Source organism: Cognatundibacterium curvum, from assembly GCF_014284235.1.
Taxonomy (GTDB): Bacteria; Pseudomonadota; Gammaproteobacteria; order Burkholderiales; family Burkholderiaceae_D; genus Undibacterium; species Undibacterium curvum.
The window spans coordinates 156673-170106 of record NZ_JACOGD010000001.1; the positions used below are offsets into that span (position 1 = coordinate 156673).

The 13434-nt window shown below is 52.7% G+C and carries 13 protein-coding genes; 6 read left to right on the top strand and 7 right to left on the bottom strand.

The window, feature by feature from the left end; all coding sequences use genetic code 11:
- Positions 1–53 precede the first annotated feature (53 nt).
- Positions 54–1013, top strand: a complete 960-nt coding sequence (locus H8K43_RS00725; RefSeq protein WP_186902086.1) for an HD domain-containing phosphohydrolase — start codon at positions 54–56, stop codon at positions 1011–1013.
- Here H8K43_RS00725 and hslO read toward each other — a convergent pair.
- Both hslO and H8K43_RS00735 read right to left on the bottom strand, forming a co-directional pair.
- Entirely contained in the window at positions 1010–1939 is a 930-nt protein-coding gene (hslO, locus tag H8K43_RS00730) for an Hsp33 family molecular chaperone HslO (RefSeq protein WP_186902087.1), read from the bottom strand. The genes H8K43_RS00725 and hslO overlap by 4 nt on opposite strands.
- Before the next feature lie 87 nt (positions 1940–2026).
- Positions 2027–2551: a gamma carbonic anhydrase family protein gene (locus tag H8K43_RS00735; protein WP_186902088.1), complete on the bottom strand. Its 525-nt coding sequence runs from the start codon at positions 2549–2551 to the stop codon at positions 2027–2029.
- Between the two features lie 163 nt (positions 2552–2714).
- Between H8K43_RS00735 and H8K43_RS00740 the strand changes: the two genes are divergently transcribed.
- Positions 2715–3557 carry a ferritin-like domain-containing protein gene (locus H8K43_RS00740; protein WP_186902089.1) on the top strand — a complete coding sequence of 281 codons (843 nt, stop codon included), beginning with the start codon at positions 2715–2717 and terminating at the stop codon, positions 3555–3557.
- A 102-nt stretch (positions 3558–3659) separates the two neighbouring features.
- Here the strand turns inward: H8K43_RS00740 and H8K43_RS00745 are convergent, their stop codons facing one another.
- Positions 3660–4280, bottom strand: a complete 621-nt coding sequence (locus H8K43_RS00745; protein WP_186902090.1) for a head GIN domain-containing protein — start codon at positions 4278–4280, stop codon at positions 3660–3662.
- Between the two features lie 204 nt (positions 4281–4484).
- Entirely contained in the window at positions 4485–5012 is a 528-nt protein-coding gene (locus H8K43_RS00750; RefSeq protein WP_186902091.1) for a GNAT family N-acetyltransferase, read from the bottom strand.
- Between the two features lie 277 nt (positions 5013–5289).
- On the opposite strand from H8K43_RS00750, the gene H8K43_RS00755 reads away from it, so the two are divergent.
- The gene (locus H8K43_RS00755) at positions 5290–5826 is read left to right on the top strand and encodes a flagella assembly protein FlgT middle domain-containing protein (RefSeq protein WP_186902092.1); all 537 of its coding nucleotides are present in this window, start codon (positions 5290–5292) and stop codon (positions 5824–5826) included.
- 33 nt (positions 5827–5859) lie between these two features.
- Here the strand turns inward: H8K43_RS00755 and H8K43_RS00760 are convergent, their stop codons facing one another.
- The gene (locus tag H8K43_RS00760; protein ID WP_186902093.1) at positions 5860–7554 is read right to left on the bottom strand and encodes an acyl-CoA synthetase; all 1695 of its coding nucleotides are present in this window, start codon (positions 7552–7554) and stop codon (positions 5860–5862) included.
- 154 nt (positions 7555–7708) lie between these two features.
- Here H8K43_RS00760 and H8K43_RS00765 point away from each other — a divergent pair, with 154 nt between their 5' ends.
- From H8K43_RS00765 to H8K43_RS00775, 3 genes are all read left to right on the top strand, one after another.
- Positions 7709–8632, top strand: coding sequence for an alpha/beta fold hydrolase (locus tag H8K43_RS00765; protein WP_230403604.1), 924 nt, complete (start codon positions 7709–7711; stop codon positions 8630–8632).
- 211 nt (positions 8633–8843) lie between these two features.
- The gene (locus H8K43_RS00770; protein WP_186902094.1) at positions 8844–9731 is read left to right on the top strand and encodes a phosphatidate cytidylyltransferase; all 888 of its coding nucleotides are present in this window, start codon (positions 8844–8846) and stop codon (positions 9729–9731) included.
- Between the two features lie 49 nt (positions 9732–9780).
- On the top strand, positions 9781–11568 hold the full coding sequence (locus H8K43_RS00775) for a bifunctional alpha/beta hydrolase/class I SAM-dependent methyltransferase (RefSeq protein WP_186902095.1): 1788 nt from the start codon (positions 9781–9783) through the stop codon (positions 11566–11568).
- Here the strand turns inward: H8K43_RS00775 and H8K43_RS00780 are convergent.
- On the bottom strand, positions 11522–12157 hold the full coding sequence (locus H8K43_RS00780) for a CDP-alcohol phosphatidyltransferase family protein (RefSeq protein ID WP_186902096.1): 636 nt from the start codon (positions 12155–12157) through the stop codon (positions 11522–11524). The two genes, H8K43_RS00775 and H8K43_RS00780, sit on opposite strands and share 47 nt — an antisense overlap.
- Positions 12154–13392 carry a phosphatase PAP2 family protein gene (locus tag H8K43_RS00785; protein WP_186902097.1) on the bottom strand — a complete coding sequence of 413 codons (1239 nt, stop codon included), beginning with the start codon at positions 13390–13392 and terminating at the stop codon, positions 12154–12156. Before H8K43_RS00785 ends, H8K43_RS00780 begins: the two co-directional genes overlap by 4 nt.
- Positions 13393–13434 lie beyond the last annotated feature (42 nt).

A 13434-nucleotide genomic window follows, 5' to 3' on the forward strand; every position in this document is an offset into this window, starting at 1 on the left:
TGAATTTTGAAGCAAGCAATCTAACATGTTCGTATCATAAAGGCAATTTTTGCATGCCTACATGCGCGGATGTGATGATGCCGGATAAAGACGGCTATGAAGTGTGTCGTATGCTGAAAGAAAATCCGGTCACTAAAAACATACCCATTATTTTTATCACTGCGATGAATGAAATCCAGAACGGGCAAAAGGGATTGGCGCTCGGCGCGGTGGACTACATTACAAAGCCGATTAGCGCACCTATCGTTTTATCACGTATCCGTACCCATCTCGCGCTGTATCAGCAAAATATAGAATTGGAACGTAAAGTGCAGGAGCGCACGCTGGAGCTACAGAAAACCAATCTGGCAGTGATACAAAGACTGGCACGTGCGGGTGAGTTTAAGGACAATGAAACTGGCCGCCATGTGATACGCATGACTTATTATTCGCGTCTGATCGCCAGCAAAATTACGCAGGATGAAAGTTGGATAGAGTTGGTATTCCATTCTTCAGCCATGCATGACATAGGAAAAATAGGTGTGCCGGATAAAATTCTGCTGAAAAACGGCAAACTGGATACCGAGGAATGGAGTGTAATGATTTCCCACCCTATGATGGGTGCGCAGATTATCGGCGAACATGCTTCAGATTTGTTAACCATGGCCAGAGAAATTGCGCAATCTCACCATGAAAAATGGGATGGCAGCGGCTATTCGTTCAAGTTCAAAGTGGAGCAGATTCCTCTGGCAGGCCGCATTGTCGCGGTGGCTGATGTGTTTGATGCGCTGACTTCAGAGCGGCCTTATAAAAAAGCCTGGCCGATAGAAGAGGCTTATGCGCATTTGCTGGATCAGTCCGGGAAGCATTTTGATCCTAAGCTGGTGGAAGTTTTTATTGCGTCAAAACCTGAGGTGGAAGAGATCATGCATAAATATGCAGAAGTCCGGCTCAGTGACGATGATAAAAAAAACTGCGCACTTATTCGTAAATCAGCGCCCCGTCGCCGGAACGCCGATTTCACTGGACATTAGTGTTTGATCTCTGCCGGCGCTACTGTACCTTCGGCCAGGGTATTCGTGACGAATAACTGCGCACAGTCGACTGGATCAAAGCCATAGTGCTGGCCGCAGAAGTCGCAGTTGATGTCTATGCGTCCTGCTTCAGCAATAGCGCTTTCGATTTCGGCAGCACCCAGCATTTTCAGCATATCGCCGACTTTTTCACGGGTGCAGCTGCAATGAAATTCAGGATGCAGAGGTTCAAACACGCGCAGGGTCTTCTCCCAGAACAGACGGTGCATCAGGGTTTCTGCACTGTGTTCCAGCATTTCGTCTTTTTTGAGGGTGTCACCCAGCATCACTGCATGGTTCCAGGCCTCTGCTTCATCTTCGACTTTGGATTCGCTGCCGCCGATTTTCGGCAGTTTTTGCAATAGCATGCCGCGTGTTACTTTGTCGTTGGCCGCCAGCCAGAGCTTGGTATCGAGCTGCTCAGAACGCAGCATATAGTTTTCGATGACGGTGGCGATATCATCACCATCAAGCGGCACGATGCCCTGATACGCCTGCTGGCCTGGCATTTTATCGTTAGGATCGAGCGTGATCACAAAGCGGCCTTGTCCGTGCGCATGCACCAGGTCTTTCAGGCTTTCATTGTCTTCGATCACGGCATCATCGGCCAGTTTGGCGGTCGCGCGCAAACGCAGATTGGCATCACATTCGACCACCATCAGCTTGACCGGGCCATCACCGTGTATTTGCATGATCATAGTGCCGTTAAATTTCAGGTTGGCAGAGAGCAGGGCGGCGGCGGCCATCAGTTCGCCCAGTAAAGTCTGTACCGCCTTAGGATAGCTGCGGTGGGACTGCATTTGCTGCCAGGATTGCTCCAGTTCGACCAGTTCGCCGCGTACGCCGGCATGTTCAAACATAAATTTTTGCAGTGTATCTGTTTTCATAAGTTCAAATTGAAGCTGAGTGTTAAGCTGCACAACACTGTCCCAGCCAGCTGTCTTCAGCTGCGTGAGACATGTTGCGGCAGTTGATTAATCTATGCGTTTAAGCTCAGTTTTATAGAGCTGGCCGCGCTGCGCATAATTGGCGGTGTTTCTGTGCATGCCCGCGATGTCCTGTTCCGTCAGCTGGCGCACAGCCTTGGCGGGCGAGCCTATGATCAGTGAGTTGTCCGGAAATTCCTTGCCCTCTGTGACCAGTGCACCGGCACCGACCAGACAATTTTTACCTATTTTTGCACCGTTCAGTACGACTGCCTGGATACCGATCAGCGAACCTTCACCTATGGTGCAACCATGCAGCATGGCCTGATGACCGATGGTGACATTGCTGGCGACAGTCAGCGGATAGCCGGGATCGGTATGCAGGATGCAGCCTTCCTGCACATTGCTGTTTTCACCGATGTGGATGAGTTCATTGTCGCCGCGCAGGGTGACATCAAACCAGATGCTGGCTTGGGCATCGATTTTGACTTTACCTATGATTTTCGCGGTATCCGTGATGTAGGCGGAAGCATCGATATCGGGCGTTTGATCGCCTAATTGGTAGATGGGCATGGTTTTTCCGTAAAATAGCGGGACATGAACAGAATCAGCGTAAGACGCTTTGCGATTTAAGAGTGACGTATGCACGAAGCATATGCTGTCTTTTTACGCTGATAGGATGCAAACCCCGTATTTTAGCGCTCCGCGCATGATATTGCCGGACTCTTTCAAAAACATGAATCTATTTCCCAGCCAAGCCCCTGAGTTAAAAGCAACTGCCTTACACGTATTGTTGCAGACTGATCCACAAGAAAAATGTCGCCTTGCTTTGTCTATCCCCGATGATGTGAGGCTGGACAACGCGATCCAGATCCATGAGCCGGATGGCATCCCTGGCCGGCCGCTGCGTCCAGAACTGGTACCGCCTGGTCAGGTTGGACGACGCGCCATGCATACGGTGGAGGGCAGGGCGGTACTGATCCACGCGCTGGCTCATATAGAAATGAACGCGATTAACCTGGCGGCCGACATTCTGTGGCGCTTCGCCGGTTTGCCGGAACAGTTTTATCGTGACTGGTTACGCGTGATGAAGGAAGAAGCCTACCACTTTCAGTTACTTAGTGATCATTTGCAGCAGCAGGGTTATCGCTATGGCGACTTCACCGCGCATAACAGTCTGTGGGAAATGGCGGCCAAGACCAGACAGGATCTGATTGCGCGGCTGGCGCTGGTGCCACGCACGCTGGAGGCGCGCGGGCTGGATGTCACACCTGGCGTGGCAGTCAAGCTGGCGCAGGCCGGTGACGCACGTGGTGCTGAGATACTGATGATTATTTATCGTGATGAAATCGGCCATGTCGCGATTGGTAATCACTGGTATCTGCACTTTTGTACCGAACAGGGACTGGACCCGGTCGCTTTATATCCGCAGCTGGCGCTGCAATATAAAGCGCCACGTTTGCGCGGCCCCTTTAATCTGGAAGCGCGGCGTACTGCTGGTTTCAGTGATGAGGAATTGCAACTGATGCTGCAAGCGGATCAGCCGCAGAATCAAGCACAGACGCAGCCCAGGGTTTAACTGAGGCTGAAGAGTGCGATAAAAAAGCCCTGAAGGCTGCTCGCACAGCTATTCAGGGCAAAACCTCTCTTGTTTAAAGGCAGGAGAAAACTGTAGTCTGGCTTAGTCACCAGCCTTGATGCTGCCGATACCATCAACCGATTTGCTCAGATTGCGCGGATGTCCGTAATAGGTCAGGGAGCCTATGCCTTGCACGGAGGCGCTGAGTTTTTCTTTGGCATGCACTGAAACCGAGCCTATGCCTTCCACGCTGACATCGGCGCGTTCAGTCAACAAGTCCTTGGTTTCTACCATGCCCACACCTTGGGCTTTCAGGCGCAGATTTTTTACCTTGCCGGCGGCAGTCAGCATGCCTGCACCTTCATAAGAAATTTCTACGTCGTCGCTGTTAATGTTATTAATCCTGGCGACACCTGCGCCTTCCATTCTGAAACGGCTCAGGCTGGGAAGGGTAACGATGACTTGTGCGTCATCCTTGATTTTGATGGAGTTTTTGTCTTTGTAGGAGATAATCAGTTCATTGCCCGCGACTTCGGTGAGGACTTTGGCATTGAATTTGTCATCGCCTTTGAGTGTGATAGATTGCGTTTTTCCTACTTCTACACTGAGGTTAAACGCGCAACGGCATTTGATTGCAGTAAAAGCCGGTACTTCTCTTGTATTGCTTTCTGCATGTGCCATGCCTGCAATGAGTAAGCTTCCCAGTATCCATAATTTGCGCATCGTGATCTCCATCAGTTCTTGTTTATAGGTGAGGAAGTAATTGCCTTCCTGCGTCTTGTTTTTACTTGTTACTGCTTGATGGCTGCAGTATCCGGTAAGTTCGCGTCCTAAGCTAAGACTTTGCGACAGGCTGCAAAATCGGAAGGGTGAAATGCGCTATGTCCGGTCTTGATGATGCGATTTGGCACCTGGCGGTTTACTGCTTTAGCTGGTAATCAGCGCATCAGAAGCAAGTCGCTCAAAATGCAGCATATCCATCCAAACCTCATGCCTGAGTACGGCGGAGCGTGCGTGTCCATATTGTTGGAAGCCACATTTTTTCATCACTGCACGGGAGGGCTGATTATCGATGATCACGACCGCTTCCAGCCGGTGTAAACCCAGCTCTTGAAAAGCCTGTGCACAGACCAGATTGACTGCCTGGCTGGCATAGCCATGGCCGCCATGTCTGGCACTGAAGCGATAGCCGACCGAGGCCTTGTGATAATGATCACGTTCTATGCCGCGCAAGGTCACCCGTCCTATGATTTCTTCTCCCAGCCAGGCCAGGTAGTGGTACTCACGGCCGGCGCTCGCCATCCATTGCGCCTGCTCCAGACTGCTGCGTACCTGCTCGCTTCGGTAGTAGCTATCGCCCCGGCTCGCTATCCATTGCTCGAAATGCTGACGATTCTCCAGTTCGAAGTCCAGTAGTGCCTGAGTATGAGATGTATGGGCAAGGGTAAGTTTCATATAGGCGCAACCTGATAGTTTCAGAGATGGAAGGATGTTGTGATTAAAGTGTAACTAAATTGTAAAATATGCATACATTTTCGATTTGATTCATGAATCCTGAACAGATGTCGTTACTATATCAAATCATCTACTTGCAGGAGGCTGTATGTCTGCGTCCAATTCGGGATTCACACGATTTTCTCTGATTTTTCGTCAACACCTAAAGTCTTATTTGGGCTGTGTTTTGTACTTGCTCTGCTTTAGTCAGGCAAAGGCTGATACACAGATACAAGCGATGTTTCCCGCACGTGATGCGGACCGCAGTGTTTTATTGACTGGCTTTGCCGTCAATAAACCAGCCCAACTGTCGGATGTGGATGATATTGCCCAGGGATTCCCGCGTGAAGTGGCGCGTGTGCTTGAACAGAGTCAGCAGTTTGGTGTGCGCACGATCCCTGATTTGCTGTCGCTGGACTGGCAAATAAATCCGCCGACACCGGGGTTTCTGGCCCAGGTCGCCAAAAATTTTGATGTGCGCTACGTGATATCCGGCGACATCCGTAATGCAGGCATACGTAATACTCCGGTGTTGTTTGGTTTGTGGATTAAAAAGACACGTGCGATCGAAGTTGATCTCAATGTATTTGATGCGAAAGCCGGTGTGCTGGTCGCCAAATACCGGTTGACCGGAACCGCTGAAGGCGATGTGATGGTAGGACGTCAGCATGTGTTCGCCGGCGAGGGTTTTGCTGCAACCGGCTATGGCAAGGCGATACTCGATGTGGCGCAAAAAGCTGCACAATCGATCACCGTTCAGTTGGCCCCGCGCTAGCGCTTGTGCAATCTTGTCGGCTACAGGTCTTCGTTACTTATCCTTGTCACTGCGTTTCGCGCGCTCAATTTCCTGCAAACGTAATACCCGGCGCTGTACCTTGCCGGTAGTCGTCATCGGCAAGGCATCCAGGAATTCAATTTCTTTCGGATATTCGTAGGGTGCCAGCAGTTTTTTGACAAATTGCTGCAATTCGCTGATCAGCCCATTATTTGCGCTATATCCAGGGCTGACTACGATATATGCCTTGACCAGGTTGCCGCGCTCTTTATCCGGTTTGGGAACTACCGCAGCATTGGTGACCGACGGATGCTTGAGCAGACAGTTTTCAATTTCAGCGGGGCCTATGCGGTAGCCCGCCGATTTAAACATATCATCGCTACGTCCCTGATACCACAAATAACCATCTTCATCCATCACCGCCAGATCACCGGTGCGACACCATTCACCGCTGTATTTCTGACGGGTGGCCGCTTCATTTTTCCAATATCCGAGAAAAAATACCGGATCAGGCTCGCCCTGGATATCACGCCTGTGAACGGCTATTTCACCCGGCGAGCCGGTGGGAACCTGCTGGCCATCTTCATCGATCAGTGCGACCCTGTGACCGGGGTAGGGGCGGCCTATACTGCCGGGACGGGCGGGCCAGCGCTGATGGGAATTTCCGACGATGTAATTCATCTCAGTCTGCCCATACATTTCATTTGGTGTGATGCCCAGCGCCTGCTGGCACCAATGAAATACCGTTTCTCCCAGCGGCTCACCGGCACACATCAGTGCGCGCAGACGCAGCCGGAACTGAGTGCGTGGCTGCGGAAAGGTTTTCATCATTTGTTTGAGTGCAGTCGGGAATAAAAAGGTATTCGTAACGCGATATTTTTCCAGCAACTGAAAGGCTTTTTTCGCAGAAAAGCGACCCTGCCAGGCGACGATGGTTTTGCCGAAATACAGGGTCGGTAACAAGGCATCCATCAGACCGCCAGTCCAGGCCCAGTCTGCCGGTGACCAGAAGACATCGCGCTTTTGAGGAAACCAGTTTTGCGAAGCGACGAAACCAGGAAGATTACCGATCAGCGCGGAATGCGGCAGCAATGCGCCTTTGGGATCGCCGGTGGTGCCGCTGGTGTAAATCAGGATGGCGGGATCGCTGGAGCAGGTATCCGTCTGTTCGAATTCGCCCGGCATTTCCGGTACATAGTGGGTCCAGCCGAGTGCAGGCAAGTCTTCATCCAGGTCTTCATGATCGACGCAGATACAGGTTTTCAAATCCCGGCAATGTTCAGCTATTCCGGCAAACTGATCCCAGACCGAGCGGTCGATAATGATGGCTCTGGCCTGGCTATGCTGTAGCCGGTATTCGAGCGCATCCGGGCCAAACAATTGCGACAGCGGCATCGCAATCGCTCCCATTTGCAGGATGGCGATCAGCGTAATGGCAGCTTCTGGTCGCTGAGGTAATACATAAGCCACTACATCGCCACGCTGTATGCCTTGCAGACTCAGCAGGTTGGAGAGCTGATTGGCCTGAGTCTGCAATTCGGTGTAGGACAGCGTGCGGGTAAGGCCAGCTTCATCCTCATGCCGGATCGCGATCTGGTTCGGGTTTGCTGCCCAGCGTCGGGCACAGACCTCGGCGATATTGAAACGCTCTGGAACAGACCAGTTAAATTCCTGATACAACTGCGCATAGTCATCACAATCAGGGAGTTTTTTTGCGGCTTTCTGCATACGACTTCAGTCTCCGTTATAATTATCGAACGATCGTTCTATTATTTTAAGTCTGCGCTGCCTGATTGCTCCTTAGTGTCGCTCTGGTGCGCTCCTTTTCAGACATGCTACTGTAAATTGATCAGGACTTACCTGTCTGAACTGCTATTCCTTGATGAAAAAAATTAATCCTATGAGTTTGCCTGACCAAACACCGCGCCGCGCTTCCCGTACCGAGATGATACAACTGCGTGGCATTGCCTACCATGTACGTCACTGGGGCAATGAAGATGCGCCGAAAATTTTTATGATGCATGGCTGGATGGATGTGTCAGCTTCATTCCAGTTTGTGGTCGATCAGTTGCAGGCTGACTGGCATGTGATAGCACCTGACTGGCGTGGTTTTGGTCTGACCGAGGCACCGGGTACCGATACTTATTGGTTTCCCGATTATCTGGGTGATCTGGATGCCATGCTCGCGCATTACTCACCCGATGAACCTGTGAATTTGCTGGGGCATAGTATGGGCGGTAATGTGGTGGGTCTGTATGCTGGCGCACGGCCGGAGCGGGTCAGGCGCCTGATCGATCTGGAAGGTTTTGGCTTGCCTGCTACTACGCCCGGGCAAGCCCCGGGACGCTATCGCAAATGGCTGGAGGAATTGCGTACCCCGCCTGTGCTGAAAACCTATGCCAGTCTGGCTGAAGTGGCAGCACGCTTGCAAAAAACCAATCCACGTCTGAACGATGAAAAAGCCGCGTTCCTGTCTCAGCACTGGGCCAGGGAAAATGTGCAGGGACGCTGGGAGATTCTCGGTGATCCGGCGCATAAACAGACTAGTCCGCTGCTGTTCCGGGTCGAGGAAATGATGGCATGCTGGGCTAATATCAGTGCACCGGTGTTGTGGATGGAAGCAGAGGATACCGATATCTGGAGCTGGATGGGTCCTAAGGAACAGGCGCGACCTGAGATAGACCGCCGCCTGACTTATTTCCGTCAACTGGAAAAACATATGATCGCCGATGCGGGCCATATGTTGCATCACGATCAGCCTGCTTTGCTGGCGCAGATTATTGAAGAGTTTTTGCTGAAGCCTTGATACGGCTACAGCAGCCAGTCCCGAGGCTCCTGGCGCGATCTTGATCTTACTCACCCTTGCAATTTTTTACAAAATATCCGGCCCCTGCTCAGCACGGAGTTTGTCTTGTCGAGATTATAATCAGAGATGTCCATTGAACATCGTCAGCAAAATCCACTTTGCTGACGATCTGGATAGCCTGTCCACGGCTTGGACCCCATCTCTGATTTTCATGCATTTAATTTCACTGTCTTCCCTTGCTATCGCAACGCTGGGTATCTACAGCTTTTTGCTACTCGCCACACTAGCGACGGCGATCACAACCCGCGGCCAGCCTGATTCGGGACTGCGGCCACGGGTATATGCCTGGTGGATCATCGCACCGGTAATCACCGCCTCACTATTGGCCTATCCTTTCGGCGTGCTGGCTTTGGCGCTGTTGATCGCTGGACTGGCATTGAAGGATATTTGTCGCCTGAGCGCGAAACTCGCACAAACTTTGTGCTGCGCGGCTTTGATCGCGATGACGCTTGCGCTGGTCGTTATGCACCAGTCTGCGCAGGCTGCCCTTGTGCTCGGCTGCGTGTATTTGTCGGCTTATCTGTTTTTTTTAATGAGCAAGCACAGGCAAGCCAGTTTACTGATCGCCTGGTGCTGGACTTGTTGCGGGCTGGGCTTTTTGTATTTGCTGACGGCCGATGCTGTAATAGGGACTGCTTCGCGACTGCCTTGGTTGTTTTTTCTGATCGTGAGCACCTGTCTGAATGATGTGGCTCAATACCTCACAGGTACACAGTTCGGCAAACACAGGGTGGTGGCCAGCATCAGTCCGAATAAAACTGCGCAAGGCCTGATCGGCGGCATGCTTTTTTCTGCGGTGTTTTGTATGCTGCTGGGGTCTTACCTGCAACTGGCCAGCCTGCCATGGTTGTGCGCAATCGGTATCTGGCTTGCGCTTGCGGGCTTTTGTGGCGACTTGCTGTTTTCTGCTGTCAAACGTCGTTTAGGTATTAAGGATTTTTCAAACCTGATTCCCGGCCATGGCGGCATACTGGACCGGGCTGACAGCCTGATGCTGACTGCACCTGCTTTGTATGTGGCGCTCCGCATTTTGCAATGATGCGCGCAAAGATGCGTGCTGCTGAGTTTCTTTTTAAGAATGGAATAAGATGACTACTAACTTGCCTGTCACCCGGCTTGCTGAAGAAAGCGGTTTCGTTTCACATGACGGCACCCGCCTGTTTTTTCGCCACTGGCCTGCGCTGAGCGGCGCACCGGATAATGCGAAGAAGGCGCTGGTCTTTCTGCACCGTGGGCATGAGCATTCTGGCCGTGTGCAGCAACTGGTCGAAGAATTCACGCCCGCTGACACCACAGCCTTTGCCTGGGATGCACGCGGACATGGTCATTCGCCTGGTGAGCGCGGTGATGCGCCGGATTTCATGTGTCTGGTCAGGGATTTTGAAGCCTTCATGCAGCATTTATCTGCGCATTGTGGCTACGCTGCGGAGCAAATTGTGGTGATCGCCAATAGTGTCGGTGCCGTGATCGCTGCGACCTGGGTGCATGACTATGCGCCGCCATTGCGCGGCCTGGCGATGGCTGCAGCGGCATTTGATATCAATCTGTATGTGCCGCTGGCTAAGCCTGCACTCAGGCTGGCGACGTGTTTTCAGCCTGACTTATTTGTGACCAGTTATATCCGGCCCGGTATGCTGACCCATTCGGCGCAGCAAGCCAGTTCCTATGCCTCGGATAAGCTGATCACGAAAAATATCTCAGCCCGCGTCTTGTTAGATCTGGCCGATACCGCACAAAGGATAGTAGCGGATGCGGCGGCGCTGGATGTGCCAGTGCTGATGCTGGTTGCGGGCAGGGATTATGTGGTCAAAGAAAAGCCGCAGCACTTATTTTTTGAACGTATCAGCTCGCTACACAAAAAATATGTGCGTATTCCGGATGCCTTTCATGCGCTGTTATACGAGCAGGATACGCAGCTTGCGTATCAGGAAGTGCGTGAGTTTGTGCAGCACTGCTTTGCGTTGCCGCTGCCGGATGCACGGCCTTATCTGACGTTGGACCGCAATGGGCAGTCAGCGCGTGCTTATCAGGCCTTGAGCAATGGTCAGAGCATAAGCACACTGCAAAAACTGAATTTCGCCATTCAAAAGCGCATGCTCCATAGTCTGGGACGCCTGAGTGATGGCATGCGCATCGGTTTGGAAACCGGCTTTGATTCCGGCAGCTCGCTCGATTATGTGTATAAAAATCAGGCAGCAGGACGCTGGGGCATAGGTAAAGTTCTGGACCGTGGCTATCTGGATGCGGTGGGCTGGCGCGGTATCCGTGAGCGCCGCGTCCATTTACAGCAAATCTTATCGGAGGCAATACAGGCTGTGCCCGCTGGCCAGACTGTGCGCATCCTGGATCTGGCAGCAGGTGGCGGACGTTATTTGCTGGAGACAGTGAAACGCTTTGGCGAGCGCAAGTTCGCACTGTGCTTACGCGATTATGCAGAGGCCAATCTGCAGGCCGCACAGCGCCTGGCGACTGAGCTGGGTCTGGCAGACAGTGCCCGTTTCGAGCAATGTGATGCGTTTGATGCAGCCAGTTATCAGGGCGATGCGCAATACGATATTGTGATTGTGTCCGGTTTGTTTGAACTGTTTGCTGATAATGCTCTGATACTCAATGCGGTGCGGGGCATCACGCGCGTGCTGGCAGAGCAGGGCTGTGTCATTTACACCGGGCAGCCCTGGCATCCGCAGTTAGCGATGATTGCTGGCACGCTCAATAATCATCAGGGCCAGCCCTGGGTGATGCGGCCGCGTTCACAGGCGGAGCTGGATGCGCTGTTGGCCGAAACCGGCTGCCGTAAAGTCCGCTCCCTGATTGGGCTGCAGGGCATATTCAGCGTGAGTCTGGCGCGCCGTCTTGTGCCTTGTCCTGCGGCTTAAGCGCAGCGCTCAGCCGGTTCCAGACCGTACACACAGACAGCAGGATGGCCAGTGCCAGCAGCGCACTGATCCAGCTGGCTGGCGCTGCGCATACACCGGCCAGACTCAGTAGCCCAAACAGCACGGCACGGTCGCTTTTCCCCATCGGCCCCTGAAAGCCACGTGCCGCGCCTACGCTGAGGCCCAGCACCCCGGCAAATTCGCTGAGCATAGCCAGCATCAGCACAGCGACGATCCAGGCCGGATGCACAGGTAATAAGAGGATCAGCGGCAGATACAGCGCGAGGTCTGAAATCACATCGCAAATTTCATTGAGCAGTGCACCGAGCCGGGTTTTCATGCCGCTGGCATTGGCATACATGCCGTCGATTGCATTCAGCGCCATCCTGAGCAGCATGGCAAACGGATAGAACCACCATAAAACCTTGTTATCGGCGAACATCGCCAGCGCGCCGCCATACAGCAGGCACAGCGTCATGCTGAACAATGTAATTTGATTCGGCGTGATGCCGCTGCCTTGCAGCGCGCTTAACAGCGGGCTCAGCAAGCGTTGGAATTGGGGTTTTAACTGGTAGACAGAGATTTTCATAAATTGGAAGTCAGGTAGCGTGCAATATGGCGGCAGCGATGAAAGCCCATCGCACAATGCAAATATACCGGCGTACCAGCCTTCAGCAAGGGCAGGATCAGCGCGGCTAATTCCTGCATTTGCTGCGGCGTGGGTGGCAGGATGTCGAGCAAGGGATAATGCAGATAGCGTTTCGTCGATCCAGCCAGCGGGCCGCATAGCGCCGGATGTTCCGGTATTTCTGCACTCAGATCGATGACGACGCCAGCCGCATGCAGCTGGCTGATTTCTGCACTCAGCAAACGGGGGCCTATAGCCAGCAATGGCGTGATCTGCTGAATGCGGATGGAGGGCTGTAGCAGATAACGTTGCAGCAGCCAGCTCAGCCTGTAGCCCGCCAGATAAGGTGCATACAACAGCCTGACCCAGACAGGATGCTGTCCCTGATGTTTATGCAGGAAGTGACGGTCACCACGCGCATAGGCAAGCGCCACCAGCAGCAGACAGGGCAGGGTCGCAGCCGTCAGCAGGAATAGCCACAGCTGTTGAAAGTACAGCGCCAACGCTGCCAGCCAGGCGGCAGCAATCCGGTAATAGGCCGCGACTGGCGGTACATCATGTGGCTTGCATCGCCAGATACACAGCCAGCCCAGCGCAGCACCGGCAATCACATCTGCCAGATGATGTTGATGCGTGAACAGCGTGGATGCAATCAGCAAGGTAATCCCTGTATGCAGCAATAGCCGCGCAAGCAGCGTGTGCATAGCCAGACGCAAATGAAACCAGAAAATAGCGGCATACGCCACATGCAAAGACGGTAGCTGGTTATAGCGCTGATCCATCAGATACAGGGATTGATACGCATAGCCCAGCCAGCCTTCAGGCAGCACGGCAGCATGTTGCTGTCTGAATGGCATCAGCAGAAAGCACATTCCCGCCAGATGTGTGGCCGTGAAAATTTGTAAGCTATACTGCCGGCATTGTTGCTGTGTGCCGCAATGATAAAAAATGAAAATAAACAGCACAAGCGAGCTGCTGTAAGGAATAATCATCCACGGTATCAGCGGTATGACAGCATCGGCGGCCAGCATCAGATGCTGGCTGACCTGATGCGCCGCAGCCAGCCAATTGGTCGTCAGATAAATCAGCGTAAAACTTAGCGCATTGAGCACCAGCAGCCTGATCGTCAAAGAAGGCGTGCTGGCGCGCTCAGGCGTTTGCAGACTGGCAGCAGAAATTTCAGTGAATTCAGACAAAGCAGGCTATGCAGCAAAAAATAAAAAAAGACAGCGCAAGGG

Excerpts from the sequence above, each read along its gene's own strand:
- H8K43_RS00725 (WP_186902086.1), top strand. The coding sequence starts at position 54 with ATGCCTACATGCGCGGATGTGATGATGCCGGATAAAGACGGCTATGAA.
- hslO (WP_186902087.1), bottom strand. The coding sequence starts at position 1,939 with ATGAAAACAGATACACTGCAAAAATTTATGTTTGAACATGCCGGCGTA.
- H8K43_RS00735 (WP_186902088.1), bottom strand. The coding sequence starts at position 2,551 with ATGCCCATCTACCAATTAGGCGATCAAACGCCCGATATCGATGCTTCC.
- H8K43_RS00740 (WP_186902089.1), top strand. The coding sequence starts at position 2,715 with ATGAATCTATTTCCCAGCCAAGCCCCTGAGTTAAAAGCAACTGCCTTA.
- H8K43_RS00745 (WP_186902090.1), bottom strand. The coding sequence starts at position 4,280 with ATGCGCAAATTATGGATACTGGGAAGCTTACTCATTGCAGGCATGGCA.
- H8K43_RS00750 (WP_186902091.1), bottom strand. The coding sequence starts at position 5,012 with ATGAAACTTACCCTTGCCCATACATCTCATACTCAGGCACTACTGGAC.
- H8K43_RS00755 (WP_186902092.1), top strand. The coding sequence starts at position 5,290 with ATGTTTCCCGCACGTGATGCGGACCGCAGTGTTTTATTGACTGGCTTT.
- H8K43_RS00760 (WP_186902093.1), bottom strand. The coding sequence starts at position 7,554 with ATGCAGAAAGCCGCAAAAAAACTCCCTGATTGTGATGACTATGCGCAG.
- H8K43_RS00765 (WP_230403604.1), top strand. The coding sequence starts at position 7,709 with ATGAAAAAAATTAATCCTATGAGTTTGCCTGACCAAACACCGCGCCGC.
- H8K43_RS00770 (WP_186902094.1), top strand. The coding sequence starts at position 8,844 with ATGCATTTAATTTCACTGTCTTCCCTTGCTATCGCAACGCTGGGTATC.
- H8K43_RS00775 (WP_186902095.1), top strand. The coding sequence starts at position 9,781 with ATGACTACTAACTTGCCTGTCACCCGGCTTGCTGAAGAAAGCGGTTTC.
- H8K43_RS00780 (WP_186902096.1), bottom strand. The coding sequence starts at position 12,157 with ATGAAAATCTCTGTCTACCAGTTAAAACCCCAATTCCAACGCTTGCTG.